This is a genomic window from Salinicola sp. DM10 (genome assembly GCF_017306975.2).
Taxonomy (GTDB): Bacteria; Pseudomonadota; Gammaproteobacteria; order Pseudomonadales; family Halomonadaceae; genus Salinicola.
The window spans coordinates 288,867-313,017 of sequence record NZ_JAFLEN020000002.1; the positions used below are offsets into that span (position 1 = coordinate 288,867).

Genomic DNA, 24,151 nt, shown 5'->3' on the forward strand with positions numbered 1-24,151 from the left:
TCAAGAGCGTTTGAGAAAGGGCATGCGCAGTGTCATGACGACGATCAGGAATGCGCCCCACACGGCGGTGGCGAGGTGCTGGCTGGCGCCCATCAGGTTCATGCCCGAGGCGATCACCTGAAGGCTCATCAACCCGAGCACCAGTGGCAGCACACGCCCGAAACCGCCGAATGGATTGGCGCCGGCGAGGAAGCAGGCCAGAACCGTGATCAACAGATAGCTTTCGCCATGGCCCACACGTACCGAGTTGAAGCGTGCCAGCATCACCATCCCAGCGATCGCGGCCAGCAGCCCGGAGAGGGTGTAGAGCACGATCAGCACGCGGCGCACGTCGATTCCCGAGTATTCGGTGGCTCGCAGGTTGGAGCCGATCATGTGGATCGAGAATCCGGTACGGGTGAACTGCATGAAGTAGGCGAGCCCGCCGGCGGAGAGCAAAAAGATCAGCATCGGGACGGGGATGCCGATCAAACTGCCGCTGCCGAGCCACTGAAAGCCTGCCGGCATGCCGGAGATGCCGCCGCCGCGAGTCAGGAATTCGCCCAGCCCCTGGAGGAAGATCATCGCCCCCAGCGAGACCAGAATCGGGTGAGCGCCGACCCTTGCCACGATGACGCCGATCAGCAAGCCGGCTGCACTGCCGACGGCGAGCCCGGCGCCGATACCTGCGATGATGCCGATCACGCCAGCATCGCCGAGCGCGTTCTGCACTAGCCAGGCGGTGGTCAGCCCTGCGATGTTGGCGGTGAAGGTCACCGCCAGATTGAGACCGCCGGAGATGATCGGCACCAGCATGGCCAGCGAGAGCAGGCCGAGTTCCGGGAGCTGCACGGCCATCGAACGCACATTGACCGCGCTCAAGAACCCGGGAGCCATCAAGGCGAAGAACGCGAAGCTGACGACCAGTAGCAGCGCCATGATGCCGATTTCGAGCGACTCGGCGCCGGGGCGAAAGGTACGGCGGAGGGCGGATACGGCGCTCATTGGCGTGCCTCCTTGGGAATCGCGCGACGCGGCAGCAGTTTGTCGAGATTGCTGCAGGTGATCGCGACGAGAATGATGAAACCGACGATCATGCGGAAGGCGTAGGGAGTCACGCCGAGCAGGTTGAGCCCGTTCTGCACCACGGCCAGCAGCAGCACGCCGAGCAGCGCCCCGGTCACCGAGCCGCGGCCGCCGCCGAGCGTCGCGCCACCGAGGACGACGGCTGCGAGAATCGGTAGCTCCTGGCCGATCAGCGCGTTGGGAACCACCTCCTGCACGATGTGGGCCTGCATCAGGCCGGCGACACCGGCGCACAGACCCAGCCAGCCGTAGGCGAAGGCGTGGATCACGCCGACTCGCACGCCCGAGCGTCGGGCCGCTTCCGGGCTCGAGCCGAAGCCGTAGAGGGTACGTCCGAAACCGGTCCGGGTAAGAATGAACCCGGTGGCCAGACTCATCACGGCCATCACCGCGACGGGGAGATAGAGTGTCGCGCTGCCGCGTGCGGCGGGCAGATCGATCAGCGGAATCGAGTAGTAGAGCCAGTCAGGGATGTCGTAGATCGAGACGCCCCCGGTGAAGACCATCAGCAGCCCGAAATAGAGGTTGAAGGTGCCGATGGTGACGATGATCGAGACGATGCGGAAACGGTGGATCAGAAAGGCATTCACCAGCCCGAGCAGGCTCCCCACGGCCATCGACAGGAGGATGCCGAGCAACCAGTTGCCGCCGCCCAGGTGATCGATCAGCAGGGTCATGACCACGTACTGCACCACTGACGCCGCCACCGCGAACGAGATATCGATGCCGCCGGCGATCAGCACCACCACCAGCCCCACGGCGAAGATCATGTTCACGGATTGGTTGTTGAGCAGGTCGAACAGATTCTGCGTGGTCAGAAAGGTATCCGTGGTCAGCCCGAGAACGATGCACAGCACGACGATGATCGCGGCCAGCACACCCTCGGTGCCGAGGTGCAGTCTAGGCATTGATGATCTCCTCGAGCGATGCCTCGGTAGTAGTGGTCGGCATGAGCTCAAGGCTGATCCGGCCCGCCTTGAGGACCACGACGCGGTCTGAATTCATCCAGATTTCGCTGGCTTCGTCCGAGATGAGAATGATCGACATGCCCTGGTCGGCGAGGGTTCGAATGATGTCGAAGATGCCGGCCTTGGCGCCGACGTCGACGCCCACCGTGGGGCAGTCGAGAATCAGTACGTCGGGCTTGGTCGCCAGCCACTTGGCCAGCACGATCCGCTGCTGATTGCCACCGGAGAGAGAGGAGACCGCGAGTTCGGCGTCGTTGACCTTGGTGCCGAGACGCTGGATCCACTCGGTGGTCAGCGCGCGAAGGCGTCGGGGTGAGAGGAAGCCTCGCGGTTTCTCCAGTTCGTTCAGGACCGTCACGGCGGTGTTCATGATGATCGACTGATTCTGGACCAGCCCCAGGTTCAGGCGGTCCTCGGAGACGTAGGCGATGCCGTGGCGGATCGCGTCCCGGTTGGAGCGCAGTGTCAGCGGCTTGCCGTTCTTGAGCAGCTGTCCGCCGGTGGGGCGCGTCATGCCGAACAGCACATGGGCGAGCTCGGTGCGTCCCGCGCCCAGCAGTCCGGTGAGCCCCAGTATCTCGCCGCGGTGCAGCGTCAGCGAGACGTCCTCGAACTCCCCCGCACGGCTCAGATTACGCAGCTCGAGCACCGGCTCACCGGCACCGTCGGGCTCACGCGGCGTGAGTGCCAGCTCGTGGCCTGTCATCAACTGCGACAGCCGAGTCTGGGTCATGCCCTCGGTGGAGTAGGTACCGACCAGGGCGCCGTTGCGCAGCACGGTCACCCGCTGGCAGACCGCCAGCACCTCCGATAGCCGATGGCTGACGAAGACGATGGAGATGCCCTGCGCCGAGAGCGAGCGGGTGATCTCCAGCAGGGTCTGCACTTCGTTGCGCGTGAGCGAGGCCGTGGGCTCGTCCATGAACACGATGCGTGCGCCGGCGCGCAGCACCCGGCAGATCGCCACCAGTTGGCGCCTTGCGATGGAGAGATCCTCGACCCGAGTGTCGGGGTCGAGGGGCACCCCGAGGCGTTCGATCACCTCACGCGCCTCGCGGCGGGCGGCACGCCGGGAGAGCGGGCGCCAGGGGCTGGCCACGTAGTCGTCGAAGACGATGTTCTCGGCAACGCTCAGGTGCGGGAACAGGGCCAGGTCCTGCCAGATGACATGGATCCCGAGCGCACGGGCGTCGTGGGGGGTGATGCGGCTCACGCTGTCGGCGTTGCCGAACGAGAAGGTCGCGCCCGCTTCCGGCGTATAGACCCCGTTGAGTATCTTGATCAGCGTGCTCTTGCCGCAGCCGTTCTCGCCGGCGAGGCAGAGCACCTCGCCGCGGCGCAGCTCGAAGGAGACGTCATCGAGCACCCGGCTCTGGCCGAATACCTTGCTGACACCCTCGGCCCGCAGTGCGATGTCATCCATCGCTCTCTCCCTGAAGGCAAGATGAAGACAGGCCGCGCGAACGTCGCGCAGCCGTGACGGTCGCCGCGGTTCAGAGGCCGAGAGCGGCCAGCTCGTCGACCGTCTGCTCGTTCAGTTCCAGCGGCTTGGAGGCGAACAGGGTATGGCCGTCGAGACGGACTTTGCCGAGTACCGGCAGGTCGTCGCCATCGGCGATCTCGCCACCTTCGTAGAGCCTGTCCCCGAGCGCGACGAAGGCCTTGCCGGCCTCCAGCGGGCTCCACTGGAAGCCCCCAGTGATGACCCCTTCATGCACCAGACGGCGACCCTGACCGGGGGAGAACAGGCCCATGACCTTGATCTCTCCGGCCAGGCCGCGCTCCTTGACTGCTCGGGCGGCGCCGATGGTGCCCTGGCTACCGAACGACATGATGCCGGCCAGATCCGGATGGGCGCGGATCAGGTCCAGAGTGGTGTTGCGGCTGTCGTCGACGCTTTCGGCGACACCGAAACGATCGGCGGCCTGCTTCATGTCCGGGCAGTGCTGGTCGAGCCAATGCACGGCGGCATCGGCCCAGGCGTTGTGGGCCGGCACGTTGAGTCCACCGACATAGACGGCATAGGAGCCGTGGCAGCCGGTGGTGTCGGCGAGCAGCTTGGCATGCTCTTCTCCCAGCTGCTGGGCGGAGATCATCTCGAAGTCGTAGTCGATGTTCTGAGAGTCTGGGCTTTCATGGGTGATGACGATGATGCCCTGATCGCGGGCTTTCTTGAGGACTGGCTCCAGCACTTCGCGATCATTGGGCACCACGCCGATGACATCCACGCCGCGGGCGATGAGATCTTCCACGGCACGCACCTGCAGCGCGGGATCGGCGCTGGTCGGGCCGATCATGTAGGCATCGACGCCGAGCTCGTCGCCCATCTCCTCGATGCCTTGCTCCATGGCGTTGAACCAGGGAATCCCGCCGACCTTGGCCACGACCGCGATGGTGGGTTTGTCCTGAGCCTGCGCCATGCCGGCACTGCCGATGACGCCCGCGATGAGGCTCGCGGCGAGATACAAGTTGCGTTTCATGATCGGTTCCCCGTCGTTGATGGTCCGACAGCGCAGCCGGCTCAGCGGGTGTTTACACAGCGCCTGCGCTCGGTGAGACAGCGTTGGGATCGACCTCGTACGCGAGCCAGGTCCTTTTGCGAACGATGCCGCCTTGACCGCGCTGGTCGAATTCGTAATCACCCTTTTCAGCACTTCTGGCCGCAGCCAGGGATGGGTGCGCAATCGGTTGTGCAACTATTGGTTTCTGTCGCGCTAAGGTCAATGCTACTTTTGATCTACCGAAAGGGAGTGCCCAAGTGTCGAGCGAACCATCCAGAAAGCTGACGATCTACGATCTCGCCAAGCTGGCGAACACGTCGCCGAGTACCGTCAGTGCCGTGCTCAACGGCACCTGGCAGCGTCGCCGGATCAGTCGCAAGCTGGCGCAGCACATCCTCGATCTGGCCGAGCGTGAGGGCTATTCCACCAACATGCAGGCGCGCGCCTTGCGGCGCGACCGCTCCGGCATCCTCGGCATGATCCTGCCGCTGTACGACAACCGCTATTTCAGCTCGATCGCCCAGATATTCGAAGCCGAGGCGCGTCGACGAGGTATCTTCACCATCGTGGCCTGCACCAACCGCGATCCGGACCAGGAACGCGAGGCGGCCAGGATGATGCTGGCCTATCGCGTCGAGCATCTGATCTGCACCGGAGCGACGAATCCCGATGCCATCGCCGACCTGTGCCGAGCCGCGGGGGTCGCCAGCCTCAATCTCGATCTGCCCGGCACGGCCGCACCGTCGGTGATATCCGCCAATCGCGAGGGGGCGCGCCGCTTGACCGATGCGCTGCTCGATCGCCTGGAGGCGCAGCAGATCGATGCCACGCGCGTGCTGTTCATCGGCGGGCGCGTCGAGGATCACAATACTCGGGAGCGTATCGAAGGCTTCCGCCAGGCCCGTGAAAGCCGCGGACTGGCCACGGCGCCCACGGATGTCGTGCCCTGCGACTACGCCGCCGAGAAGGCCCAGGCAGCGCTCGAGGCCTACGTCGAGCGTGAGGGCCGCCTGCCCGCGGCGATGTTCGTCAACTCCACGATTTCGCTGGAGGGTATCGTTCGCTGGCTGCGTCTGGGCGGGCACGACATGAACGACATCATCATGGGCTGTTTCGACTGGGACCCGCTGGCGGCGGCCTTCCATCCGCGCCTGATCATGATGCGCCAGGACGTGACCACGATGATCGCGCGCCTATTCGACTGGATCGACACGCCGCCGGCGGACCCGACGCAGTGTCTGGAGGTCATGCCGGAGATCGTCGGCACGCCCGCGCCACCCTTCTGAGGCCATGGCCTCGGCTCTCAGCGCCTTCCGTGCCGCCGCCACGCCGCCTTTCGGGCCGCGCCGCGGAAGGCCGCCATGCCCCTCGCTGTCGCAAATCGTCAGGCCATGTCGCAAACGCACTCTAGCGTGACGTGGCAGAGCATCATGCTCCCCCGGGCGGGCGATACCATCGCGGAAAATCACCGCACGCCGACCGCGTGTCGCCACGGCGACGAGCGACGTAGAGAGGGTCCCCATGCAACGTTATTCCGGTTTCAGCCTGGTCAAACACGCGCTCAGCCACCACGAGAACTGGCAGCGCCATTGGCGCAACCCCACGCCCAAGAAGCGCTACGACGTGATCATCGTCGGCGGTGGCGGCCACGGTCTGGCGACGGCCTACTACCTCGCCAAGGAGTTCGGCGTCACCAATGTGGCGGTGATCGAGAAGGGCTGGCTGGGCGGCGGCAATACCGCGCGCAACACCACCATCGTGCGCTCCAACTATCTGTGGGACGAGGCGGCACGGCTCTACAACCACTCCCTCGATCTGTGGAAGGGGCTGTCCCAGGATCTCAACTACAACGTGATGTTCTCGCAGCGCGGCGTGCTCAACCTGGCGCACACCCTGCAGGACATGCGTGACGTGCAGCGCCGGGTCAATGCCAACCGTCTCAACGGCATCGACAGCGAGGTGGTGACCCCCGAGCAGATCAAGGAGATCGAACCGGCGCTGGATATCTCCAAGAGCGCGCGTTACCCGATCATGGGCGCCTCGTGGCAGAAGAGCGCCGGGGTCGCGCGTCACGACGCGGTGGCCTGGGGCTTCGCCCGTGGCGCCGACGCGCTGGGCGTCGATCTGTTGCAGAACACCGAGGTGACCGGCTTCAAGATCCGTGATGGTCAGGTCTACGGCGTGCACACCAACCGCGGCGACATCGAAGCGCATACGGTGGGCTGCGTGGCCGCGGGCAACTCCGGCGTGCTGGCCAAGATGGCCGGGCTCAAGCTGCCGCTGGAGTCGCACCCGCTGCAGGCGCTGGTCTCCGAACCGCTCAAGCCGATTCTCAATACCGTCACCATGTCCAACCACGTGCACGGCTACGTCAGCCAGTCCGACAAGGGCGATCTGGTGATCGGCGCGGGGATCGACGGCTACCTGGGTTACGGGCAGCGCGGCAGCTTCCCCACCATCGAGCACACCCTGCAGGCGATCGTCGAGATGTTCCCGATGTTCTCGCGGGTGCGCATGAACCGGCAGTGGGGCGGCATCGTCGATACCTGCCCCGACGCCTGCCCGATCCTGTCCAAGACCAAGGTCAAGGGACTCTATTTCAACTGCGGCTGGGGCACCGGTGGCTTCAAGGCCACCCCCGGCTCCGGACACGTTTTTGCAGCCAGTCTGGCTAAAGGGGAAATGCACCCCATCGCGGCGCCGTTCTCCATCGATCGGTTCAATACCGGCGCCTTGATCGATGAACACGGCGCCGCCGGCGTGGCGCACTGAGGAGAGCACACCATGTTTCATATCTTCTGTCCCTATTGCCAGGAGTACCGCGAGGAAGAGGAGTTTCATCCCAGCGGTCAGGCACACCTTGTCCGGCCGGCCGATCCCGCCAGCGTGAGCGACGAGGAGTGGGGCGACTACCTGTTCTTCCGTGACAACCCGCGCGGTATCCACCACGAGATGTGGGTGCACCGCCTGGGCTGTCGCAAGTTCTTCAATATCACCCGCGACACCGCGACCTACGAGATTCTCGAGACCTATCGCATGGGCGAGCAGCCGAGCATCACCGCCGCCAACGCCGAGGTGCGCCGCGAGCAGGGCGTGCAGACCGCCGACGGCGGCTGGCAGACCGTGGGCGCACAGCCCGAGAACAGCCGGCTCAACGAGGAGACGCCGTCATGACCCAGTCCAACCGTCTCAATCAGGGCGGGCGTATCGATCGCTCGCGGCGGCTGTCGTTCACCTTCAATGGCCAGCAATACACCGGCTTCGCCGGGGACACCCTGGCCTCCGCGCTGCTGGCCAACGGCGTGGATATCGTCAACCGCAGCTTCAAGTATTCGCGTCCGCGCGGGATCACCGCCGCCGGGCCCGAAGAGCCCAACGCCATCGTCCAGCTCGGCGCCAGCGAAGCCGCCCAGGTCCCCAACGTGCGCGCCACTCAGCAGGCGCTGTACGACGGTCTGGTGGCACGCGGTACCAACGGCTGGCCGAACGTGCAGCGCGATGTCATGAGCTGGGTCGGCAAGCTGGGTGGCAGCTTCATGCCCCCGGGCTTCTACTACAAGACGTTCATGGCTCCGGCCTCGATGTGGATGACCTACGAGAAGTTCATCCGCAAGGGGGCCGGCCTCGGTCGCGCGCCCACCGAAGCCGACCCGGATATCTACGACCACTTCAATCAGCACTGCGACGTGCTGGTGATCGGTGCCGGCCCCGCCGGGCTCGCCGCCGCGCTTTCCGCCGCCCGTGCCGGCGCGCGGGTGATCCTGTGCGACGAGCAGGAAGAGATGGGTGGATCGCTGCTCGACAGCCGTGAATCGATCGACGGCGCGCCGGCCAGCGCCTGGGCCGAGCAGGTGGTCGCCGAACTCGGTGGCCTGGCCAACGTCACGCTGCTGCCGCGTACCACCGCCAACGGCTATCACGACCACAACTTCGTCACCCTGCACGAGCGGCGCACCGAGCACCTCGCCGATACCGCCGCGGGCGCCGGTCGCGAGGGCGAAGTGCGTGCACGGCTGCACCGGGTGCGTGCCGGCCGCGTGGTACTGGCCAGCGGCAGCCACGAGCGCCCGCTGGTCTACGCCAACAACGACGTGCCCGGCAACCTGGTGGCAGGGGCGGTCTCCGTCTACATCCGCCGCTATGGCGTGGTGCCGGGGCAGCGTCTGGTGCTCTCCACCAACAACGATCATGCCTACCGCGCGGCGCTGGACTGGCAGGAGGCCGGCCGCGAGGTGGTCGCAGTGGTCGACTCGCGCGCCAAGCCGGACGGCGATCTGGTCAAGCAGGCCCGCGACGCCGGCATCCGCGTCATCACCGGCAGCGCCGTGATGGAGGCCACCGGCAGCCAGCGTGTCAGCGGTGCCAAGGTGGTGGCGATCGACACCGAACGCTTCGTGGTGACCGGCAAGGTCGAGACGCTCCAGTGCGATACCATCGCCAGTTCCGGCGGCTACAGCCCGGTGGTCCACCTGGCCTCGCACACCGGCAAGCGCCCGCAGTGGCGCGATGACCTGCTCGGCTTCGTGCCCGGCGAGGTCAAGGGCATGCATGTCGCCGGCGGCGCCCATGGGGTCTACGCCCTCGGCGAGACGCTCACCGACGGCGCCGACGTGGGAGCCGAGGCGGCGCGTGCGGCGGGCTTCGAGGAGGCCGCGGCGATCGCCGTGCCCGAGGTCGCGGTGCGCCAGGAGTCGCCGACCAGCGCGCTCTACCAGATTCCCCATGAAAAGCCGCCGCTGCGCGCGCCCAAGCAGTTCGTCGATCTGCAGAACGATGTCACCGCGGCCGCCGTGGAGCTGGCGACCCGCGAGGGCTTCGAGTCGATCGAGCACGTCAAGCGCTACACCGCGCTGGGCTTCGGCACCGACCAGGGCAAGCTGGGTAACATCAACGGCATGGCGATCGCCGCGCGCTGCCTCAATCGCTCGATTCCCGAGGTGGGGACCACGGTCTTCCGTCCCAATTACACCCCGGTCAGCTTCGGCGCCATCGTCGGCCGCCACTGCCGCGATCTGTTCGATCCCGAGCGCTATACCGCGCTGCACCAGTGGCACGTGGAGAACGGCGCCGAGTTCGAGGATGTCGGCCAGTGGAAGCGCCCCTGGTACTTCCCGCGCCGGGTCAACGGCAAGCGTGAGACGATGCACGAGGCGGTGGCGCGCGAGTGCCTCGCGGTGCGCCGCGGTGTGGGTATCCTCGACGCCTCGACCCTGGGCAAGATCGACATCCAGGGGCCGGATGCGCGCGAGTTCCTAGGCCGGGTCTACACCAACAAGTGGGCCAAGCTGGCACCGGGGCGTGTGCGCTACGGCCTGATGTGCAAAGACGACGGCATGCTGATGGACGACGGTACCACCAGCTGCCTGGCCGAAAACCACTTCCTGATGACCACCACCACCGGCGGCGCCGCCGGCGTGCTGGAGTGGCTGGAGCTGTGGCACCAGACCGAGTGGCCGGAGCTGCAGGTCTACTTCAACTCGGTCACCGACCACTGGGCGACCATGACCGTGACCGGTCCTGACGCGCGCAAGCTGATGTCGGAAGTGACCGATATCGACCTCGACCGTGAGCAGTTCAAGTTCATGGACTGGAAGGAGGGCAAGGTCGCCGGTGTCCCCGCGCGGGTGTTCCGTATCTCCTTCACCGGCGAGCTGGCGTTCGAGATCAACGTCCAGGCCAACTACGCCATGCATGTGTGGAAGGCGCTGTTCGCCCACGGCGAGAAGTACGACCTCACGCCCTACGGCACCGAGACCATGCACGTGCTGCGTGCCGAGAAGGGGCTGATCATCGCCGGTCAGGATACCGACGGCTCGGTGACCCCGGAGGATCTGGGCATGCACTGGGCGGTGGGTTACGACAAACCGTTCTCGTGGATCGGCCAGCGCGCGCTGACGCGTCCGGACACTGCCCGCGAGGATCGCAAGCAGTTGGTGGGGCTCAAGCCCAAGGACCCCAAGGTGGTCCTCGAGGAGGGGGCGCAGATCGTGCTCGACCCCGAGCAGAAGATCCCCATGACCATGATGGGTCACGTCACCTCGAGCTATTACAGCCCGGTACTGGAGAGCGGCTTCGCGCTGGCGGTGCTCAAGGGCGGACGCAACCGGATGGGCGAGACCGTCTATCTGCCGATGTCCGACGGCAGTGTCCACCAGGCCGAAGTCGTGAGTACCGTCTTCATCGATCCCAAGGGAGAGCGCCAGAATGTCTGAAGCCCGTTCCGAAGCGAGTGTCGGCAACGCCGCCACTTTCGATACGCATCCGGGCGCCGACGCCGGCGTCACCCCCGAGTCGCCGCTGCAGTGGAGCCGGGTACAGGGGCGCGTCACCGAGGAAGGTGGCGTCGCCGAGCAGATCCGAGTGATCGAACGGCCGTTCCTCGGCCATCTGGTGCTGCGCGGCGGCGCCATCACCCTCGACGAGGCGGTGCGCGCCGAACTCGGCGTGAGCCTGCCGGGCAAGCCGCTGGGGCTGGTGCTCGACGCCGAGGGCAGTCGTTCGGTGCAGTGGGTCTCGCCGGACGAGTGGCTGGTGATCGTGCCCGCTGGCGAAGAGTTCGAGCTGGAGAACCGGCTGCGGGCGCGGCTGGGGGATGCCCACTTCGCCATCGTCAACGTCGGCGGCGGCCAGACCCTGCTCGAGCTCTCCGGCGAGAAGGCGCGCGAGCTGCTGATGAAGTCGGTCACCTACGATGTCCACGAGCATGGGCTGCCGGTGGGCAAGGCGGTAGGCACCGTCTTCGCCAAGACCAGCGTGGTGCTGCGGCGTCCCAGCGAAGAGCGCTTCGAGCTGGTGGTGCGGCGCAGCTTCGCCGACTACTGTGTGCGCTGGCTGCGGGATGCCGGACGCGAGTACGGGCTGCGCGTGGAATCCGCGTCGCCCTGACCATCGAGCGCCCCCGTCGTGGCGGGGGTCTGGCCCTGTCGAGACGCCCCGGTCGAGCAGCGTCCGGCTTCTCGACAGCGCGCAGCGGGAGCCAACATGCACTCTGAAAACAACAGCTGGATTCTGTCCGCCCAGTGCCCCAGTCGGCTTGGCACGGTGGACGTGGTGACCCGCTTCCTCAAGGAGCAGGGCTGCTATATCACCGAGCTTCACTCCTTCGACGACTACCGCGGCGGGCAGTTCTTCATCCGCGCGGCTTTTCTGCCGGAGCAGACCGACTTCAATGGCGACGACTTCCGCGAGCTGTTCACGGCGCGGGCGTCGGCGTTCGACATGCACTTCGAGCTGACCCCGCCGGACTATCGCCTGCCGGTGGTGATCATGGTCTCCAAGACCGACCACTGCCTCAACGATCTGCTCTATCGCTATCGGACCGGGCAGCTGGCGATCGATGTGCGTGCCATCGTCTCCAACCATCCGGATCTGGAGCCGCTGGCCGCGTGGCACGGGCTGCCCTATCACCATCTGCCGATCACCCCGGAGACCAAGGCGGAGCAGGAGGCCGAGGTGCGTCGGGTGGTCGAGGAGAGCGGGGCGGAGCTGGTGATCCTGGCGCGCTACATGCAGGTGCTGTCGCCCGAGCTGTGCCACCACTTCGCCGGCCGCGCGATCAACATCCACCACTCGCTGTTGCCCGGTTTCAAGGGGGCCAAACCCTACCACCAGGCCTACGAGAAGGGCGTGAAGCTGGTCGGTGCCACCGCCCACTACATCAACGACGATCTCGACGAGGGCCCGATCATCGCCCAGGGCGTCGAGGCGGTCGACCACGCCCACTACCCGGAAGATCTGGTGGCGCGCGGACGCGACATCGAGTGTTTGACCCTGGCGCGGGCAGTGCGCTATCACCTGCAGAAGCGCGTCTTCCTGCACGCCGGGCGCACGGTGGTGCTCTCCGGCTGAGCGCGGCTCGGCGTACCCTGCCGGCCCCTGTCGAAAAGCTGAAAAAGCCCGTGTTTCCACGGGCTTTTTTTCTTGCTCCGCCGTTGACGGCGGGCCACAATGCGCGGGCACGGAAGGGGAGTATCCCACCGCCGGCGCCGCCTGCGCCGCCGGTTCGATGATGTCGTCAGCACGGGCCACATTGCCCCGGTATCATCGGTTGTTCGGGCACCCAGCGGGTGCCGCGGCCAGCGGGAGAGACTTTCGGTGACGTTCACCGTCAACCGGAGGTTTCCTCATGCATGTCCCCCTGTGGGTCTGGCTGGCTACGATTGCCGGCATCGCTGCACTGTTCGTCTTCGATTTCTACGCCCACGTGCGCAAGCCGCACGAACCCACCTTCCGCGAAGCGGCTTGGTGGTCGGTGTTCTTCGTCGCCCTCGCCGTTCTCTTCGGCGGCGGGCTATGGTGGGTCTGGGGGCCGCAGCACGGCGCCGAGTACTTCGCCGGCTTCATCACCGAGAAGAGCCTCTCGGTCGATAACCTGTTCGTCTTCCTGATCATCATGTCCAAGTTCGCGGTGCCACCGGCCTACCAGCAGAAGGCGCTGCTGATCGGCATCGTGATCGCGCTGCTCATGCGTGGCGCCTTCATTGCGGTGGGGGCGGCGGCGATCGCCCAGTTCAGCTGGATGTTCTATCTGTTCGGGCTGTTCCTGCTGTACACCGCGTTTCAGCTGATGCGCGAGGGGGTCGGCGGCCACGACGCCAACGAGGAGTACGAGCCCAACGCCATCGTGCGCTTCGTGCAGAAGCGGCTGCCCGCCACCGACACCTATGATCGCGACCGCCTGATCACGGTGCAGAACGGCAAGCGTCTGGTGACGCCGCTGTTCATGGTAGTGGTGGCCCTGGGCATGACCGACGTGCTGTTCGCGCTGGATTCGATCCCGGCGATCTATGGGCTGACCAAGGAGCCCTATATCGTCTTCACCACCAACGCCTTCGCACTGCTCGGGCTGCTCCAGCTCTACTTCCTGATTGGCGGGCTGCTGTCGCGGCTGGTCTATCTGGGCATCGGGCTGTCGCTGATCCTGGCGTTCATCGGCGTCAAGCTGATCATCGAGGCGATGCACACCAACAATCTGGCGTTCATCAACGACGGCCAGCCGCTGCACCTGGTGCCGGAGATCCCGATCTGGCTGTCGATGACGATCATCGTCGGCACCCTGGTGGTCACCACCGTGGCTAGCCTGATCAAGAGCCGCGGGCAGCGTCAGGCCGGCTGAGCGCCGGCGGTGCAGCATAGATCCGGTGCAGCAGCGCGCGGATCTGTGACATGGGAATGGCCTCTTCCGGCCCGGGCGGCAACGCACCGGGCCGGAAGCCGTTATGGAGAAAGCCCGCGAGCAGCGCCGGGTCGCCGCTGATCACGTGCAGCGGCACGTCCCGACCCGGGTGCGGGCCGATGATGCTCGGCGCGGCCTGATGGTCGCCGAGGATCAGCATCAGCGTATGCTCGCCGACCTGGCGCTCGGCAAAGCCCGCCGCCGCCTGCAGGGCGTAGTCGATGGCTGGCGCATAGTGGGCGCGCATCGCCTCGGTGTTCTGCCACAGCGAGGCGTAGTCGTCGCCGGCGCCGGCCCAGCGCGAGAACACCTGGCCATCGCCGACGCTGTCCCAGTCGACCAGCGTGATCACCGGTGACCAGGGGGCGTGGCTGGAGAGGGTGGCCAGCTCGACGAAGGTGGCATGCGACGACGCCCCGGTGGCGCTTGCCGAGGCCGCATCCAGATAGTCGCCGACACGTTTCCAGGTGAACTGATCGGGCATGCTGGCCCAGCCCATCGGCGGCCCGCGGTAGCCGAGGCTGTCGGCGGTGTGGATCTCGTCGTAGCCGAGCTGGCGGCCTTCGGGCCAGTCGCGGATGATCCCCGGCATTACCGCCAGGGTGCGGTGGGCGCTGGCGCTGAAGTCGTCGACCAGAGTCGAGCGGTGGCGGTTGAGCATCAGCTCGAAGCGTAGCTGCGAGGTGATCGGCAGCCCGCTGAGCAGGGTGGCGTGGTTGAGCCAGGACTGGCCGCCCAGGGTCGAGGCGGTGACCCGGCCGGTGACCATCGAGAGCCCCGACGCGGCCAGCTCGGACTCCATCCGCGCCAGGCGCGGGCGGATCTCGTCGGCGAACGGTTCGCGCTCGATCGCGGCGACCCCGTAGGACTCGATGAAACCCAGCACCACGTCGACCCCCGCCAGCCCCGGCAGCGCTCGCGCGCCAGGATCGTTTTCGAGCTGGCCGCCGAACGCCGCCAGGGCGTGGCGCGTCTCCATGGCGCGCTGCCACTCGAAGGTCACGAAGCCCAGCGCCGGGCTGCCGATACGCGTGGCCTCGAGGCGCCCGGCGTGCTGCAGCGCCAGGCCGCCGGCACCGAAGGCCAGCAGCGCTACCCCCAGCCCGCGCGGGAGTCGGGGGCGATGGCTGGCCGCCAGCAGTGCGCTCAGCGCCCAGCCCACCGCGAACAGCGCCAGCCCCAGACCGCAGGTCACTGCCAGTGTGAGTGCCAGGCCCAGATTGGCGACCAGCAGCTCGATCAGGATCGGCAGCAGCGACAGATCGGTATAGAGATTGATCGAGCGCCCCTGCATGGCCTGCATCAGGCCGTCGCCGAGCGCGCCCAGGGCAATGCTCACCCCGATCAGGGCAACCCCGGCACAGGCCCATTGGCGCAGGCGTGACGCCGGCATCAGCAGCAGCAGGCCGAGCAGCAGCGGCGCCTCCAGCGCCAGCCAGTGGCGCGGCGGGAAGCCCGCCCAGGGGAGTTCGGGCGTGAGCAGCAGGGCGTTGAGCAGCAGCCACGCCAGCAGCAGGCGCCAGCCGGCCCGGGCGCCGGCCGGCTTGGGGGAAAGCGTCATGATTCGTCCTGAATCCAGTAAGCGGGAAGTCTTGGCCCGAGCATAGCACTGCGTATTGTTCGGGCGCTGCGCGCGCCGCTCAGGCAATCGTCGTGGGCAGGGTGGTGGCAGCCAAGTTAGACTAGCGCCCATCGAATTCACGCGACAGGAGAGCCGCCATGCCATCCGCCCAGGAACTCATCGTCGAGCCGAGTCACGGCCGCGCCGCCGACGCCTGCGTCATTCTGCTCCACGGCCTCGGTGCCGACGGTCACGACTTCGAGCCGCTGGTGCCGGCGCTGGGTCTGGACGCGACGCTTTCGGTGCGCTTCGTGCTGCCGCATGCGCCGCAGTTGCCGGTCACCGTCAACGGCGGCATGAGCATGCCGGCCTGGTACGACATTCTCGAGATGAATCTGGGGCGGCGGGTCGATGTCGCTCAGCTGCGCGCCTCTGCCGAGCGGGTGCACGGCCTGATCGAGGCGCAGATCGCTGCCGGCATCGACAGCCGGCGCATCATCGTCGCCGGTTTCTCCCAGGGCGGTGCGGTGGCCTACGAGGCGGCGCTGTCGTGCTCGCAGCCGCTGGGCGGGCTGCTCGCGCTCTCGACCTACTTCGCCACCGCCGACAGCATCGCCCTGGCTGAGGAAAATCGCCAGCTGCCGATCGAGGTACATCACGGCAGCGCCGACCCGGTGGTGCCCGAGGCGCTGGGCCGCGAGGGTGCCGAGCGGGTCGAGGCGCTGGGCTACCCGGTGAACTATCGCACCTACGACATGGGCCATAGCCTGTGCCCCGAGCAGGCCAGCGATATCGCGGCCTGGCTCCAGGCGCGGCTGGGCTGAGCGAGTATCGCGATGCACAGCATGGACGATATCGGCGGCGCAGCCGACGACCCGCGGCTATCGAGTCCGGCGGCGCAGCGCAATCGCGGGCCCATCGGCGAGATCCTGCGTCAGGTGATGCCGGCCCGCGGCAGTGTGCTGGAGATCGCCAGCGGCAGCGGCGAGCATGCCGTCTACCTGGCCGAGGCGCTGCCCGGCCTGCGCTGGCAGCCCTCGGACACCAGCCCCGAGGCGCTGCGCTCGATTGCCGCCTGGCGCGAGGCCGCCGCGCCGCCCAACCTGCTGGCGCCGCTGGCGCTCGATGTCACCGCCGAGTGGCCCGAGGTCGCGGAGCTGGCTGCGGTGTGCGCCTTCAATCTGGTGCATATCGCGCCCTGGGCGGTGGCCGAAGCGCTGTTCGCCGGCGCCGGCCGCCAGCTGCCGCCGGGCGGGCTTCTGGTGCTCTACGGGCCGTTCAAGCGCGCCGAGACGCCCTTGGCCGCGAGCAACGCCCGCTTCGACGAGGCGCTGCGCGCGCGTGACCCGCGCTGGGGGATTCGCGATCTGACGGCGCTGGAAGCGCTGGCCGCCGCGGCCGGACTGGAGGCGCTGCAGGTGCACGAGATGCCCGCCAACAACCTCTGTCTGGTATGGCGCCGCGCCGCACGGGCCTGAGCGCCACGACTCGACTACACTGAAGGTCATTCCCGACGGCCGACAAGGAGTAACGCCGTGTCAGACTTTTCCGTGGAGTTCCGGATGCCCAAGGGTTGCCCCAACTGCGGCAGCCACATGATGAAGGTCTCCCAGGCCAAGCAGCCCGACGACCGCGTCTTCTGCACGTCGTGCAACACCGACGTATGCGCCTGGGACAAGGCCGAACGAATCCTCGAAGAGACCCCGCGAAGCGAGTCCGAGCAGTTGATCGAGGATGTGATCAACAACAAGAAGCCCGATACCGACGACGAATAAGTGGGCGGTGCGTCACGCAACCCCCCGAGCCCCGGCCTTGGCGCCGGGGTTCTTCGTTTATCGGGATTCGTCTTTGGCGGGAGCGGCGGGGGCGAACCCCCGCCGTCTGGTCACATCAGGGTTACAGCAGCTCTTCGGCCGCCAGCGCCAGGCGCGAACGCTCCACGCTCTTGAGCGTGATGTGTCCGGCATGGGGCCAGTTGCGGAAGCGCTCGACCACCGCGGCCATGCCGCAGGTGTTGGCGGTGAGGTAGGGCGTGTCGATCTGGCCGACGTTGCCTAGGCAGACGATCTTGGTGTTGCGCCCGGCCCGGGTGACCAGGGACTTGAGCTGCTTGGGGGTGAAGTTCTGGGCCTCGTCGATGATCAGGAAGGTATCGTTGAGCGTGCGCCCGCGCATGAAGGTGGGCGAGCGGATCTGCACCCGCGAGCCGATCAGCTGGCGCGTGGCGCCATCGCTCCAGCTGGTCGAGCCCTCACGCTCGTCGCGCAGCAGGTTGTCCATGTTGTCGTGGAAGGCACCCATCCACGGTGACATCTTCTCCTCCTCGGTGCCGGGCAGAAAACCGATGTCCTCACCCATGGGGATGGGGGCGCGGGTGAACACGATGCGTTCGAACTGCTTGGCGTCCAGCGTCTGCTGGAAAGCCGCGGCCAGGGTCATGAAGGTCTTGCCGGTACCTGCGCTGCCGGCGAGGGTGATGAAGTCGATCTCCGGGTCCATCAGCAGGTTGAGGGCGAAGTTCTGGCGGCTGTCGTGGGCGTGGACGCCCCAGACGCCGTCGTGATGGCGGTAGTTGGTGAGCAGTTGCAGGGTGGCGCGGCGGGGCGAGTGGCTACGCACGATCGCCTCGAAGTCGGCGCCGTTGTCGCTGTCGGAGACCAGCATGCCGACATGCCAATCCTCGGGGATGGTCCCTTCCAGATGGTAGAGGGTGTGCCCCTCGGCACGCTCGACCATCACCTCGACATCCAGCGACTCCCACAGGCCGTGGCCGTCACGACCGGCGTCGGCGTAGACCTTGGCGCCCTCGATCATGGCGTCGAGATCGTCGAAGGCCTTGTCGCTGAGGTAGTCCTCCACCGGCACCTTGAGCGCGGCGGCCTTGACTCGCAGATTGATGTCCTTGGTCACCAGGATGACCGAGGCATCCGGGCGGTCGCGGCGCAGGCGGCAGGTCTCGGCGAGAATGCGATTGTCCGGAGAGTTCTCCAGGGTCTCCAGCGGTTCCAGATCCTGATAGCAGAGGAAGCGCAGGCGGCCGGCGGGTTCGCCGCTGGCGCGCGGGATGGGAATGCCTTGCTGAATCTCCTCGGGGGTGACGTGGGCGGTGAGATCGGAAAGGGTGCGGCTGATCTGACGGGCGGTGCGAGCGATCTCGCGCATGCCGTTCTTGTGCTTGTCGAGCTCCTCGAGCACGGTCATGGGGATGACCACATCATGCTCTTCGAAATGATAGAGGGCTGCGGGGTCGTGGATCAGGACATTGGTGTCCAGTACGTAGAGCCTGTTCGCTTTCTTGTCGATACGCACCATCGGCAAAAGCACTCCTGTGAGTTCAAGGCTTCTCGACCCTGACAGAGTGCCGTGACAAGTCGATGTCGGGCAGGAGACTCCGTCAGTGCCACTGTCGTGTCGGACGCAAGAACGGTGTCGGCGTTACCTCCCTGACGTAACGGAGTCAGTCTCAGAATGGGCCTAAGTGGCGCAAACTTCTACCCCCGCAAACGGAAATTATCGGTGCCCCTGGGGTAGGCCAGCTGGCCGATGGATTTTCACCCCTAGCAGACAGCAAAAAGCCCCGCACTGGGCGGGGCTTTTGCAAGGCAGGGCTCGTCTTGTACTGGCCATCGATCTTGTAATGGCCAGGGACCGATCAGATGAGACCGATCAGATGAGACCGATCAGATGAGACCGATCAGATGAGACCGATCAGATGAGACCGATCAGATACTGTCGTCGCCACGCTGAGTCTTCTGCAGATCGACCTGGGCGATGGCCGGTTCGTCGCCGCTGTCCTGATCGAGCTTGGCCAGCAGGTTTTCCGACTGACGCTTGAAGGCGGCCAGCGCCTTGCCGGTCAGCTTCTGCGAATCCGGCAGCTTCACGCGCATGGCGTCGACCTGACGGTTGTTGACCAGGATCTCGTAGTGCAGGTGTGGCCCGGTGGTGCGTCCGGTATTGCCGGAGAGCGCGATCTCCTGGCCCATCTTGACCCGCTCGCCGGGCTTCACCAGCGCCTTGCTCAGGTGCAGGTAGCGGGTGACGTAGCCGTTGTCGTGACGGATCACGATGTACTTGCCGGCGAGCGGGTGGTTGACTACCTTCTCGACCCGGCCGTCGGCGGGGGCATCGATCGGGGTGCCGCTACGCATGGCGAAGTCGGTGCCCTTGTGCGGGCTGATGCGACCGGTGACCGGATGGTGCCGGCGCAGGTTGAACGGCGAGCTGATGCGGTAGTGCCCCTGGAAGGGGTAGCGGTCGAAAGCGGGATCGAGACCGTTGCCGTCCGGGGTATAAAAGTGGTCGTCGGCACTGTTGCGTACCACGGTCAGATCCATGCGCTGGCCTTCGTACTTGGCGGCGAGAATCTTGGAGTCCAGCGACTGGCCGTCGATCATGTCGGATTCGACCAGCACCTGGAAGTGATCGCCGGCGCGGGCGTCGCGGCGGAAATCGAGCTTCTTGGAGAGCACGTGGGTCAGTTCGGAGACCTCGGCACTAGAAAGCCCGGTGGACTGCGCCGAGAGCGCGAAGGAGCCGCTGACGGTGCCGCTGAACATGCGCTGGGTAGCCTCGCCGGCCTTCTCGATCGGCGAGTAGGCGAACTCGGCGGTCTCGCTGTCACGCTCGATCAGATAGCCGTCGCGGGGATTCTTCATCACCCGCAGGGCCAGCAGCTGGCCATTCTCGTCGAGCTTGTAATCGAAGGTCCGCCCGACGCGCCAGCGGGTCAGTACCTTCTTGTCCGGCACCGCGCCGAGGATCTGGGTCACATCGCTGTACTCCAGCCCCAGCGTGCGCTCGGCGGTCAAGGCGAAGGAGTCGCCCGGCTGGATGGTGTAGCTCTGCCACTCCGGTACGTACTGCTCATGCGAAGCGATTTCGCTGCCGAGCTCGGGATCGCCGTTGGGGTCGAGCATCCCGTCGGACGTCCAGTCCTCGTAGGAGGTACCGCCGATATCGTCGTCGCTGTCGCTGTTGGCGGCGAAGTCATGGCCGCTGGCGCCCAGCGCCAGGGCCGACTTGAGTGCCGTGGCGGCGAGCAGCGGGGCAGCGGGAGCGGTGGCCGAGCCGGTGGCGGTCGTAGTGCTGGCCGCGGGAATGTCCTCGCTGGCCTGCGCCTGGGGAATCAGATCGACATCCATGACTTCCAGCGGTTTCAACTGCGCCAGCGGTATATCGTCGGAAAGACGCTGGAGTGTCGAAGGCTCACTCGCCTTGTCATGACCATCGGTCAGGGCATGATCGCCAGCCGAGGCGATGATCGACTGGGAGAGTGTGGCGGTCGAAGCGACGGAAATCGGTGTCTGCGCGGTGTCGGCGTGGTCGAAGACGCCGATGATCTTTTGCGTACCCAGCACGGTGACCATGGTGGCGACCGGAAGCAGCAGCACTTTATGAGTGCGGGGTAGCGAATGGAAAATTCGCAGCATGAAGGTGAAGGCCCGAGTAAAAAAGGTGACAAACTAATATAAAGGCTCGGGAACCATACCCCATGGCAGTATTAATTGCCTAGTCTGTATTAATGTACAGCATCGAATCCCAGAGGCCATGGGGTGCGGAGAAGAGTGCCCCGGTGTCAAGCAGATGTTTTGCAGCCTAACTTTTCATGCCCGGTAGCGCCCGGTTCGCGCCGCGCTTCGCACTAATATGGTGCAATAAAAACGTCGCTATTTTGCGCCAATGGTGCCGCGTAAAACCCTTGTATGAGTTTTCGATGACGCCGAGAAAAGCTGCCCGATAGGCGCTGCAAGGGTGCCCCCGAAGCCTGTGCCCGCGTCCAGAGTGTACGGGCCGAATGGCTGCGTGCAACGGGTTTCTCGATGCCCGCGACGCGGTAAACTGAAAAGGGCGCGGCCCTTCTTTCCGGGCCCATGAGCGTTTTCAGCCGGAGGTGAGCGCATGCCGAGAGTGACCTTGCTGCAGTGGCAGATGCTGGCGGCAGTGGCCGACCATGGTGGGTTCGCCAAGGCGGCAGAGGCGATCCACAAGAGCCCTTCGACGCTCAACCATGCGATTCACAAGATCGAGGAGCAGCTGGGTGTACGGCTGTTCGAGCCCAAGGGGCGCCAGGTGGTGCTGACCGAAGCCGGGGAGATGCTGCTGCGCCGGGCACGCCAACTCATCGAGAACGCAGCGCTGCTCGAGGATGTCGCCGAACGCCTTGCCGGCGGCCTCGAGGCGGAGATCACGCTGGCGGTGGATCAGATCTTCCCCGGCTGCGCGCTGGCCGAGGCGCTGACTCGCTTCTCGGCAGCCTACCCCCACGTGCGCGTGCAGCTGCATGAGACTGTACTCAACGGCGCTGTCGAAATGCTGTACGAGTCGCGCGCCGACCTGATCATCTCGGGCTTCAGCCCGCAGGGCTTTCTGGGGCAGCCGCTGGTGGACATTCCGTTCATCGCCGTGGCTCACCCCGAGCATCCGTTGCACGGCCTGGGCCGGGCGCTCGATCTGCGTGACCTGGAAGGCCATCGCCAGCTGGTAGTGCGTGACTCCGCCGTACGCCACCGGCTGGACGCTGGCTGGCTGAAGGCCGAGCAGCGCTGGACACTCTCGCATCTCTCTACCTCCATCGACATGCTCGAGCGCGGGCTGGGCTTTGCCTGGGTGCCGCAGACGCGTATCCAGGCGGCGCTCGACGGTGGCCGGCTGAAGGCGCTGCCGCTGCGGGTCGGCGGTATCCGTTACGCTTCGCTGCAGATCGTCCATCGCGATATCGATGGCGCCGGCCCGGCGACTCAGGCCTTGGCGCAGGCGCTGATCGAGGCGACCGTTACCAGCTGCCGTGATGCCGAGCCTTTGCTGTTGCCAGAGGGGGCGCAGGCGCATCAGATCCCACTGGCTGACGCGCCACAGTCTTAAGGTTCGTCTGCGCCGAACGGTGGCAGCGAATTTATCCGCTCGATATTCGATTCCGGCGCTCTATGCTGAAAGTGAATGATGCTTAACGCGAATCGCGGGCGCGGCGCGCCGGGAATATCGGACGGGCGCGGTGCGCCAGGAATATCGGAACAGGGAGAGACGCATGGGCCTGTTGGTCAACGGTGAATGGCAGGACAAGTGGTACGACACCCAGAGCCACGGCGGGGAGTTCGTGCGCGAATCCGCCAAGCTGCGCGACTGGGTCACGGCCGAGGGAGAGGCGGGGCCGGACGGGCAACCGGGGGTGCGCGCCGAGGCCGGGCGTTTCCATCTCTATGTCTCGCTGGCCTGCCCCTGGGCCCATCGGGCGCTGATCATGCGCAAACTCAAGGGGCTCGATGGCCTGATCGGGGTGTCCCACACCAGCCCGCTGATGCTCGACCAGGGTTGGTCTTATCACCGCGACGAAGGGTCCAGCGGCGATGCCGTCAATGGGGTCGAGTACCACCATCAGCTCTATACCCTGACCGATCCGCGCTATACCGGGCGGGTCACCGTGCCGGCGCTATGGGACAAGCAGCAGGGCCGGATTCTCAACAACGAGTCGGCGGAACTGGTGCGCATGTTCGACTCGGCCTTCGACGGGCTCACCGGCAACCGGCTCGAGTTCTATCCCGAGGATCTGCGCGAGGTGATCGACGCGGTCAACGCCGATGTCTACGACAACGTCAACAACGGCGTCTACAAGACCGGCTTCGCCACCGAACAGGCGGTCTACGAGAAACACTACGAGGCGCTGTTCGCCTGCCTCGACCGGCTCGAGGCGCGTCTCGCCGAGCAGCGCTATCTGGCCGGTGCCTGGCTGACCGAGGCGGACATTCGCCTGTTCACCACGCTGATCCGCTTCGACGCGGTCTACTTCGGCCACTTCAAGTGCAACCGCCGGCGGATCGAGGACTACCCGCAGCTCGCCAACTATCTGCGCGAAATCTACCAGTGGCCGGGCATCGCCGAGACGGTCGACTTCGACCATATCAAGCGCCACTACTATTACAGCCACGACACCATCAACCCGACCCGCATCGTGCCGCGGGGGCCGCAGCTGGATCTCGAGCGCCCCCACGACCGCGAGCGGCTGGAGGGGCACGGTATCCGCGAGCGCGCCTGATACCGCGATATCGAGTCAGATTTGACGCTTCACCGGTGGCGCCTCAGGTATGGCGCCGCAGCCAGCGGTCCAGCGCATTGGCGAACTCGCGCCGCTCGGTGTCGCCGTAGGCGTCGGGCCCGCGGGTCTGCTCGCCGCTGGCGCGCAGCGTCTCCAGGAAGTCGCGCATCTGGACCTTGGCGCGCACGTTGTCGGCGCTCAGTGGCTCTCCACGGGTGGTCATGACGTCGGCGCCGCGCTCGATCACCTCCTGGGCCAGCGGCAGGTCGCTGGTGATCACCAGATCGCCGGGGCGCACCGAGGCCGCGATCAGGTCGTCGGCGGCATCGAAGCCGTGGGCCACGCTACGCGCCTTGACCCAGGCCGAGGGCGGCAGCGGCAGGGTGTGATTGGCGACCATCCAGGTTGGGGTGCGGGTGCGCTCGGCGGCGCGCAGGATGATCTCACGGGCTGGCCGCGGGCAGGCGTCGGCATCGACCCACAGGGTCACGGCGGATGTCGCGTCCGCGCGCGCTTCGGGTATCTCTTGGGTCATCGGCGCTTCTCCTGGAATCGGGTGGCTGGCAGCGGCGATTCTAGCGGTGATAGGCCGCGCACTCACCTCCCGTCGGGGCGCAAGAGGGCTGGAGTGGTGTGTGCGGAAGAGGAGGAGAGAGGAGATGTAGGAAATTTACGATCGTGGTGGAGGTGGCGCTTCACCCATGGTATAGTTGCGCTTCCTCGCATGTGTTGACCCCACCATCCTGCCGATATGTCTGCAATCCACGCCATCGACCCGTGAGTCGATGCCACTACCGGACGTATCTCGTGTACGACGCACGGCGCAAGCCGACTTCTGCGTCCGGATGC

At 66.1% G+C, this 24,151-nt stretch carries 20 protein-coding genes; 12 read left to right on the forward strand and 8 right to left on the reverse strand.

Annotated elements, in window-relative coordinates; all coding sequences use genetic code 11:
• The 4 genes from J0A90_RS10010 to J0A90_RS10025 form a co-directional block, all read right to left on the reverse strand.
• Positions 1-984, reverse strand: coding sequence for an ABC transporter permease (locus J0A90_RS10010; RefSeq protein WP_035471896.1), 984 nt, complete (start codon positions 982-984; stop codon positions 1-3).
• Positions 981-1,973, reverse strand: a complete 993-nt coding sequence (locus J0A90_RS10015) for an ABC transporter permease (protein WP_207034946.1) — start codon at positions 1,971-1,973, stop codon at positions 981-983. Before J0A90_RS10015 ends, J0A90_RS10010 begins: the two co-directional genes overlap by 4 nt.
• Positions 1,966-3,456 (reverse strand): sugar ABC transporter ATP-binding protein, encoded by a 1,491-nt coding sequence (locus J0A90_RS10020; protein WP_207034944.1) that lies wholly within the window; start codon positions 3,454-3,456, stop codon positions 1,966-1,968. Before J0A90_RS10020 ends, J0A90_RS10015 begins: the two co-directional genes overlap by 8 nt.
• A 70-nt stretch (positions 3,457-3,526) precedes the next feature.
• On the reverse strand, positions 3,527-4,513 hold the full coding sequence (locus J0A90_RS10025; protein ID WP_051895787.1) for a substrate-binding domain-containing protein: 987 nt from the start codon (positions 4,511-4,513) through the stop codon (positions 3,527-3,529).
• A 278-nt stretch (positions 4,514-4,791) separates the two neighbouring features.
• On the opposite strand from J0A90_RS10025, the gene J0A90_RS10030 reads away from it, so the two are divergent.
• The 7 genes from J0A90_RS10030 to J0A90_RS10060 all read left to right on the forward strand — a co-directional run bounded on the left by J0A90_RS10030 (position 4,792) and on the right by J0A90_RS10060 (position 13,649).
• Positions 4,792-5,820, forward strand: coding sequence for a substrate-binding domain-containing protein (locus tag J0A90_RS10030; protein WP_207034942.1), 1,029 nt, complete (start codon positions 4,792-4,794; stop codon positions 5,818-5,820).
• Positions 5,821-6,055: 235 nt separating this feature from the next.
• On the forward strand, positions 6,056-7,306 hold the full coding sequence (locus J0A90_RS10035) for a sarcosine oxidase subunit beta family protein (protein WP_207034940.1): 1,251 nt from the start codon (positions 6,056-6,058) through the stop codon (positions 7,304-7,306).
• A 12-nt stretch (positions 7,307-7,318) separates the two neighbouring features.
• Entirely contained in the window at positions 7,319-7,708 is a 390-nt protein-coding gene (locus tag J0A90_RS10040) for a sarcosine oxidase subunit delta (protein WP_106418260.1), read from the forward strand.
• The gene (locus tag J0A90_RS10045; protein ID WP_233076675.1) at positions 7,705-10,746 is read left to right on the forward strand and encodes a sarcosine oxidase subunit alpha family protein; all 3,042 of its coding nucleotides are present in this window, start codon (positions 7,705-7,707) and stop codon (positions 10,744-10,746) included. Before J0A90_RS10040 ends, J0A90_RS10045 begins: the two co-directional genes overlap by 4 nt.
• Entirely contained in the window at positions 10,739-11,419 is a 681-nt protein-coding gene (locus J0A90_RS10050; RefSeq protein WP_207034938.1) for a sarcosine oxidase subunit gamma, read from the forward strand. The genes J0A90_RS10045 and J0A90_RS10050 overlap by 8 nt, the downstream gene beginning before the upstream one ends.
• Before the next feature lie 96 nt (positions 11,420-11,515).
• Positions 11,516-12,382 carry a formyltetrahydrofolate deformylase gene (gene purU / locus J0A90_RS10055; RefSeq protein ID WP_207034936.1) on the forward strand — a complete coding sequence of 289 codons (867 nt, stop codon included), beginning with the start codon at positions 11,516-11,518 and terminating at the stop codon, positions 12,380-12,382.
• Positions 12,383-12,659: 277 nt separating this feature from the next.
• Positions 12,660-13,649 (forward strand): TerC family protein, encoded by a 990-nt coding sequence (locus tag J0A90_RS10060; protein WP_207034934.1) that lies wholly within the window; start codon positions 12,660-12,662, stop codon positions 13,647-13,649.
• On the opposite strand, the gene J0A90_RS10065 is transcribed toward J0A90_RS10060, so the two are convergent.
• On the reverse strand, positions 13,618-15,270 hold the full coding sequence (locus tag J0A90_RS10065) for an alkaline phosphatase (RefSeq protein ID WP_207034932.1): 1,653 nt from the start codon (positions 15,268-15,270) through the stop codon (positions 13,618-13,620). The two genes, J0A90_RS10060 and J0A90_RS10065, sit on opposite strands and share 32 nt — an antisense overlap.
• A 158-nt stretch (positions 15,271-15,428) precedes the next feature.
• On the opposite strand from J0A90_RS10065, the gene J0A90_RS10070 reads away from it, so the two are divergent.
• Genes J0A90_RS10070 through J0A90_RS10080 form a run of 3 tightly spaced genes read left to right on the forward strand, consistent with a single transcriptional unit; the run spans position 15,429 to position 17,045 of the window.
• A complete protein-coding gene (locus tag J0A90_RS10070; protein WP_207034930.1) occupies positions 15,429-16,094 on the forward strand; it encodes an alpha/beta hydrolase in 666 nt (221 codons plus the stop codon).
• Between the two features lie 12 nt (positions 16,095-16,106).
• Positions 16,107-16,748, forward strand: coding sequence for a DUF938 domain-containing protein (locus tag J0A90_RS10075; RefSeq protein WP_233076676.1), 642 nt, complete (start codon positions 16,107-16,109; stop codon positions 16,746-16,748).
• 57 nt (positions 16,749-16,805) lie between these two features.
• Positions 16,806-17,045 (forward strand): hypothetical protein, encoded by a 240-nt coding sequence (locus tag J0A90_RS10080; RefSeq protein ID WP_207034928.1) that lies wholly within the window; start codon positions 16,806-16,808, stop codon positions 17,043-17,045.
• A 121-nt stretch (positions 17,046-17,166) separates the two neighbouring features.
• Here J0A90_RS10080 and J0A90_RS10085 read toward each other — a convergent pair whose 3' ends face one another.
• Positions 17,167-18,582, reverse strand: coding sequence for a PhoH family protein (locus J0A90_RS10085; RefSeq protein ID WP_035476467.1), 1,416 nt, complete (start codon positions 18,580-18,582; stop codon positions 17,167-17,169).
• Between the two features lie 410 nt (positions 18,583-18,992).
• Entirely contained in the window at positions 18,993-20,702 is a 1,710-nt protein-coding gene (locus tag J0A90_RS10090) for a peptidoglycan DD-metalloendopeptidase family protein (protein ID WP_207034926.1), read from the reverse strand.
• Between the two features lie 469 nt (positions 20,703-21,171).
• Between J0A90_RS10090 and J0A90_RS10095 the strand changes: the two genes are divergently transcribed.
• Together J0A90_RS10095 and J0A90_RS10100 are read left to right on the forward strand one after the other, a co-directional pair.
• Entirely contained in the window at positions 21,172-22,134 is a 963-nt protein-coding gene (locus J0A90_RS10095) for a LysR family transcriptional regulator (RefSeq protein ID WP_207034924.1), read from the forward strand.
• A gap of 163 nt (positions 22,135-22,297) precedes the next feature.
• Positions 22,298-23,302, forward strand: coding sequence for a glutathione S-transferase family protein (locus J0A90_RS10100; RefSeq protein WP_207034922.1), 1,005 nt, complete (start codon positions 22,298-22,300; stop codon positions 23,300-23,302).
• A 43-nt stretch (positions 23,303-23,345) separates the two neighbouring features.
• On the opposite strand, the gene J0A90_RS10105 is transcribed toward J0A90_RS10100, so the two are convergent.
• Positions 23,346-23,837, reverse strand: coding sequence for a YaiI/YqxD family protein (locus J0A90_RS10105; protein ID WP_207034919.1), 492 nt, complete (start codon positions 23,835-23,837; stop codon positions 23,346-23,348).
• Between the last annotated feature and the right edge of the window lie 314 nt (positions 23,838-24,151).

What these genes read in the sequence shown, in the direction of transcription:
- J0A90_RS10010 (WP_035471896.1), bottom strand. Translation starts at nt 984, where the DNA reads ATGAGCGCCGTATCCGCCCTCCGCCGTACCTTTCGCCCCGGCGCCGAG.
- J0A90_RS10015 (WP_207034946.1), bottom strand. Translation starts at nt 1,973, where the DNA reads ATGCCTAGACTGCACCTCGGCACCGAGGGTGTGCTGGCCGCGATCATC.
- J0A90_RS10020 (WP_207034944.1), bottom strand. Translation starts at nt 3,456, where the DNA reads ATGGATGACATCGCACTGCGGGCCGAGGGTGTCAGCAAGGTATTCGGC.
- J0A90_RS10025 (WP_051895787.1), bottom strand. Translation starts at nt 4,513, where the DNA reads ATGAAACGCAACTTGTATCTCGCCGCGAGCCTCATCGCGGGCGTCATC.
- J0A90_RS10035 (WP_207034940.1), top strand. Translation starts at nt 6,056, where the DNA reads ATGCAACGTTATTCCGGTTTCAGCCTGGTCAAACACGCGCTCAGCCAC.
- J0A90_RS10040 (WP_106418260.1), top strand. Translation starts at nt 7,319, where the DNA reads ATGTTTCATATCTTCTGTCCCTATTGCCAGGAGTACCGCGAGGAAGAG.
- J0A90_RS10045 (WP_233076675.1), top strand. Translation starts at nt 7,705, where the DNA reads ATGACCCAGTCCAACCGTCTCAATCAGGGCGGGCGTATCGATCGCTCG.
- J0A90_RS10050 (WP_207034938.1), top strand. Translation starts at nt 10,739, where the DNA reads ATGTCTGAAGCCCGTTCCGAAGCGAGTGTCGGCAACGCCGCCACTTTC.
- purU (WP_207034936.1), top strand. Translation starts at nt 11,516, where the DNA reads ATGCACTCTGAAAACAACAGCTGGATTCTGTCCGCCCAGTGCCCCAGT.
- J0A90_RS10060 (WP_207034934.1), top strand. Translation starts at nt 12,660, where the DNA reads ATGCATGTCCCCCTGTGGGTCTGGCTGGCTACGATTGCCGGCATCGCT.
- J0A90_RS10065 (WP_207034932.1), bottom strand. Translation starts at nt 15,270, where the DNA reads ATGACGCTTTCCCCCAAGCCGGCCGGCGCCCGGGCCGGCTGGCGCCTG.
- J0A90_RS10070 (WP_207034930.1), top strand. Translation starts at nt 15,429, where the DNA reads ATGCCATCCGCCCAGGAACTCATCGTCGAGCCGAGTCACGGCCGCGCC.
- J0A90_RS10075 (WP_233076676.1), top strand. Translation starts at nt 16,107, where the DNA reads ATGCACAGCATGGACGATATCGGCGGCGCAGCCGACGACCCGCGGCTA.
- J0A90_RS10085 (WP_035476467.1), bottom strand. Translation starts at nt 18,582, where the DNA reads ATGGTGCGTATCGACAAGAAAGCGAACAGGCTCTACGTACTGGACACC.
- J0A90_RS10090 (WP_207034926.1), bottom strand. Translation starts at nt 20,702, where the DNA reads ATGCTGCGAATTTTCCATTCGCTACCCCGCACTCATAAAGTGCTGCTG.
- J0A90_RS10095 (WP_207034924.1), top strand. Translation starts at nt 21,172, where the DNA reads ATGCCGAGAGTGACCTTGCTGCAGTGGCAGATGCTGGCGGCAGTGGCC.
- J0A90_RS10100 (WP_207034922.1), top strand. Translation starts at nt 22,298, where the DNA reads ATGGGCCTGTTGGTCAACGGTGAATGGCAGGACAAGTGGTACGACACC.
- J0A90_RS10105 (WP_207034919.1), bottom strand. Translation starts at nt 23,837, where the DNA reads ATGACCCAAGAGATACCCGAAGCGCGCGCGGACGCGACATCCGCCGTG.